Source organism: Pseudomonas agronomica (assembly GCF_025917275.1).
In the GTDB taxonomy this organism is placed as follows: Bacteria; Pseudomonadota; Gammaproteobacteria; order Pseudomonadales; family Pseudomonadaceae; genus Aquipseudomonas; species Aquipseudomonas agronomica.
This window is the reverse complement of record NZ_JAOSHO010000501.1, coordinates 1-3,564: the sequence shown is the minus strand read 5'-3', so window position 1 is coordinate 3,564 and position 3,564 is coordinate 1. Positions and strand designations below refer to the sequence as shown.

Sequence of the window (3,564 nt, the reverse complement as noted above, 5' to 3'; positions counted from 1 at the left end):
CAACCCGATCCTTAACACCATCAAGGACCTGTCCGAGCGCTCCGAAACTATTCGGGGGTATCTTTGACTACGATCAAAAGCATGAGCGCCTGACCGAAGTCAATCGCGAGCTTGAAGATCCGAATGTCTGGAACAACCCTTCGTACGCCCAGGAGCTGGGCCGCGAGCGTTCTGCGCTGGCGCAGATCGTCGAGACCCTGGACGAGTTGTCCAGCGGCCTGGCCGATTGCCGCGACCTGCTGGACATGGCTGTCGAAGAGAACGACGAAGGCGCGGTCGGCGATGTCGTCGCCGAGCTGACGCGCCTGGACGAGAACCTCGCCAAGCTGGAATTCCGTCGCATGTTCAGTGGCGAGATGGACATGAACAACGCCTACCTGGACATCCAGGCCGGTTCCGGCGGCACCGAGGCCCAGGACTGGGCCAACATCCTGCTGCGCATGTACCTGCGCTGGGCCGACAAACGCGGTTTCGACGCCACCATCATGGAGCTGTCGGCCGGTGAAGTCGCCGGGATCAAGGGCGCCACCGTGCACATCAAGGGCGAATACGCCTTCGGCTGGCTGCGGACCGAGATCGGCGTGCACCGCCTGGTGCGCAAGAGCCCGTTCGACTCCGGCAACCGTCGCCATACCTCGTTCTCGGCGGTATTCGTCTCGCCGGAAATCGATGACAACATCGAGATCGAGATCAACCCGGCCGACCTGCGCATCGACACCTACCGTTCCTCCGGGGCCGGTGGCCAGCACGTCAACACCACTGACTCGGCGGTGCGGATCACCCACGTACCGACCAATACCGTGGTCAGTTGCCAGAACGAACGTTCCCAGCATGCGAACAAAGACACCGCGATGAAGATGCTGCGGGCCCGCTTGTACGAGCAGGAAGTGCAGAAGCGCAACGCCGCGTCCCAGGCGCTGGAAGACACCAAGTCCGACATCGGCTGGGGTCACCAGATCCGTTCGTACGTGCTCGACGCCTCGCGGATCAAGGACCTGCGCACCAGCATCGAACGCAGCGACTGCGACAAAGTGCTCGACGGCGACATCGATGAATACCTGATCGCCAGCCTCAAGCAAGGGCTGTAACGCGACACCCACGCGGTGGGCAGGCACGCTTCCATGGGAGCGAGGCCTGCCCGCAAACTCCGGCCCCGGGGCCGGGGGCAACGAACCTGTGATGGAAACCTTAAAGACATGAGCGACCTAGAACTCGACCCGCAAGCCCTGCAACAGGAAGAAAACTCCCTGATCGCCCTGCGCAAGGAAAAGCTTGCTGCCGAGCGCGAAAAGGGCCAGGCCTTCCCCAACGACTTCCGCCGCGACGCGTATTGCGATGTCCTGCAGAAGAAGTACGCGGACAAGACCAAGGAAGAGCTGGCCGAGGCGGCGATTCCGGTCAAGGTTGCCGGTCGCATCATGCTCAACCGTGGTTCGTTCATGGTGATCCAGGATATGACCGGGCGCATCCAGGTCTACGTCAACCGCAAGACCTTGCCGGAAGAAACCCTGGCCGCCGTCAAGACCTGGGACCTGGGCGACATCATTGCCGCCGAAGGCACCCTGGCCCGCTCCGGCAAGGGCGACCTGTACGTCGAAATGACCAGCGTGCGCCTGCTGACCAAGTCCCTGCGCCCATTGCCGGACAAGCACCACGGCCTGACCGACACCGAGCAGCGCTATCGCCAGCGCTACGTCGACCTGATCGTCAACGAAGACGTGCGCCAGACCTTCCGCGTGCGTTCGCAAGTCATCGCCCACATCCGCAGCTTCCTGATGAAGCGTGACTTCCTCGAAGTCGAGACGCCGATGCTGCAGACCATCCCTGGCGGCGCGGCGGCCAAGCCGTTCGAAACCCACCACAACGCCCTGGACATGGAAATGTTCCTGCGTATCGCCCCGGAGCTGTACCTCAAGCGTCTGGTGGTCGGCGGGTTCGAAAAAGTCTTCGAGATCAACCGCAACTTCCGTAACGAAGGCGTTTCGACCCGGCATAACCCCGAGTTCACCATGCTCGAGTTCTACCAGGCCTACGCCGACTATGAAGACAACATGGACCTGACCGAGGAACTGTTCCGCGAACTGGCGCAGTTGGTCCTGGGCAGCACAGACGTGCCGTACGGCGACAAGGTGTTCCACTTCGGCGAGCCGTTCGTGCGCCTGTCGGTGTTCGACTCGATCCTCAAGTACAACCCGGAAATCACCGCCGCCGACCTGCAGGACATCGACAAGGCCCGCGCCATCGCCAAGAAGGCCGGCGCCAAGGTGCTCGGCTTCGAAGGCCTGGGCAAGCTGCAAGTGATGATTTTCGAAGAGCTGGTCGAGCACAAGCTGGAGCAGCCGCACTTCATCACCCAGTACCCGTTCGAAGTGTCGCCACTGGCCCGTCGCAACGACGAAAACCCAAGCGTGACCGACCGCTTCGAGCTGTTCATCGGTGGTCGTGAGATCGCCAACGCCTATTCCGAGCTCAATGACGCGGAAGACCAGGCCGAGCGCTTCATGGCCCAGGTGGCCGACAAGGACGCAGGCGACGACGAGGCCATGCACTACGACGCCGATTTCGTGCGCGCCCTGGAGTACGGCATGCCGCCGACCGCCGGCGAAGGCATCGGCATCGATCGCCTGGTGATGTTGTTGACCAACTCACCGTCGATCCGCGATGTCATCCTCTTCCCGCACATGCGGCCCCAAGCGTAAGTGTTTCAAATAAAAAGCCGCCTCGATGGGCGGCTTTTTATTGCCTGTCTGGTACAAACGTATCAATTGGTTACTTCTGAAATAGCGAGGAAAGACCTGTCGTGAATCGTGCAATGGCTCAAGAAGGTGCAGCGGGCGTCGCCACTGCTGTGGCTGAAAGTGTTCAGTACCAGGGCCGCAAGGCCAGCCGACAGGGCAGTGAACAGCGCCGCCAGAAGATTCTCGACGCGGCCATGCGCATTGTCGTGCGCGATGGCGTACGGGCGGTGCGACACCGCGCGGTGGCCGCCGAAGCGGGCGTACCGCTGTCGGCCACCACGTATTACTTCAAGGACATCGATGACCTGCTCACCGATACCTTCGCCCAATACGTGGAGCGCAGCGCGGCCTTCATGGCCAAGTTGTGGGCCAATAACGAGGGCTTGCTGCGCGAGATGGTCGCCTATGGGGACGGCAGCGCCGAGTCGCGCTCGCAATTGGCCGACGACATCGCGCGGATGACCGCCGATTACGTGCAGCATCAACTGCAGAGCCGTCGCGACTACCTGATGGCCGAACAAGCGTTCCGCCAGGAAGCCTTGCTCAACCCGCGACTGGCGGTGCTGGTACGCTCCCATCAGCAAATCCTGTTGCATGGCACGTGTCAGTTTTTCCAGGTTCTGGGGTCGCGCGAGCCGCAACAGGATGCCAAAGTGTTGACGGCGATTATCGGACGGATGGAATATCAGGGCTTGCTCAATGGCGCCGAGCCGGTAGCCGAAGAAGACATGCTCGGCATCCTGAACCGCTACATGCACTTGGTACTGGCGTCGGTGTAGCCCCTTTTGGGGCCACCACTACCCTTGTGGCGAGGGAGCTTGCTCCC

The 3,564-nt window shown here is 61.6% G+C and carries 3 protein-coding genes; all 3 read left to right on the top strand.

From position 1 onward, the window contains the following. Positions 1 to 1,088, top strand: a protein-coding gene (gene prfB / locus OC610_RS23440) for a peptide chain release factor 2 (RefSeq protein WP_264431216.1) whose coding sequence is annotated in 2 segments (ribosomal slippage) — positions 1 to 64 and positions 66 to 1,088 — 1,087 coding nt annotated over the 2 segments. Because the reading frame shifts where the segments join, the coding sequence is not laid out codon by codon here. This gene is flagged as partial in the annotation. 108 nt (positions 1,089 to 1,196) lie between these two features. Continuing rightward, positions 1,197 to 2,699 carry a lysine--tRNA ligase gene (lysS, locus tag OC610_RS23435; RefSeq protein ID WP_264431214.1) on the top strand — a complete coding sequence of 501 codons (1,503 nt, stop codon included), beginning with the start codon at positions 1,197 to 1,199 and terminating at the stop codon, positions 2,697 to 2,699. Between the two features lie 101 nt (positions 2,700 to 2,800). After that, positions 2,801 to 3,517, top strand: coding sequence for a TetR/AcrR family transcriptional regulator (locus tag OC610_RS23430; RefSeq protein ID WP_264431211.1), 717 nt, complete (start codon positions 2,801 to 2,803; stop codon positions 3,515 to 3,517). Positions 3,518 to 3,564: the final 47 nt, after the last annotated feature.

Coding starts and splice junctions, on each gene's coding strand:
- lysS (WP_264431214.1), top strand. CDS start 1,197: ATGAGCGACCTAGAACTCGACCCGCAAGCCCTGCAACAGGAAGAAAAC.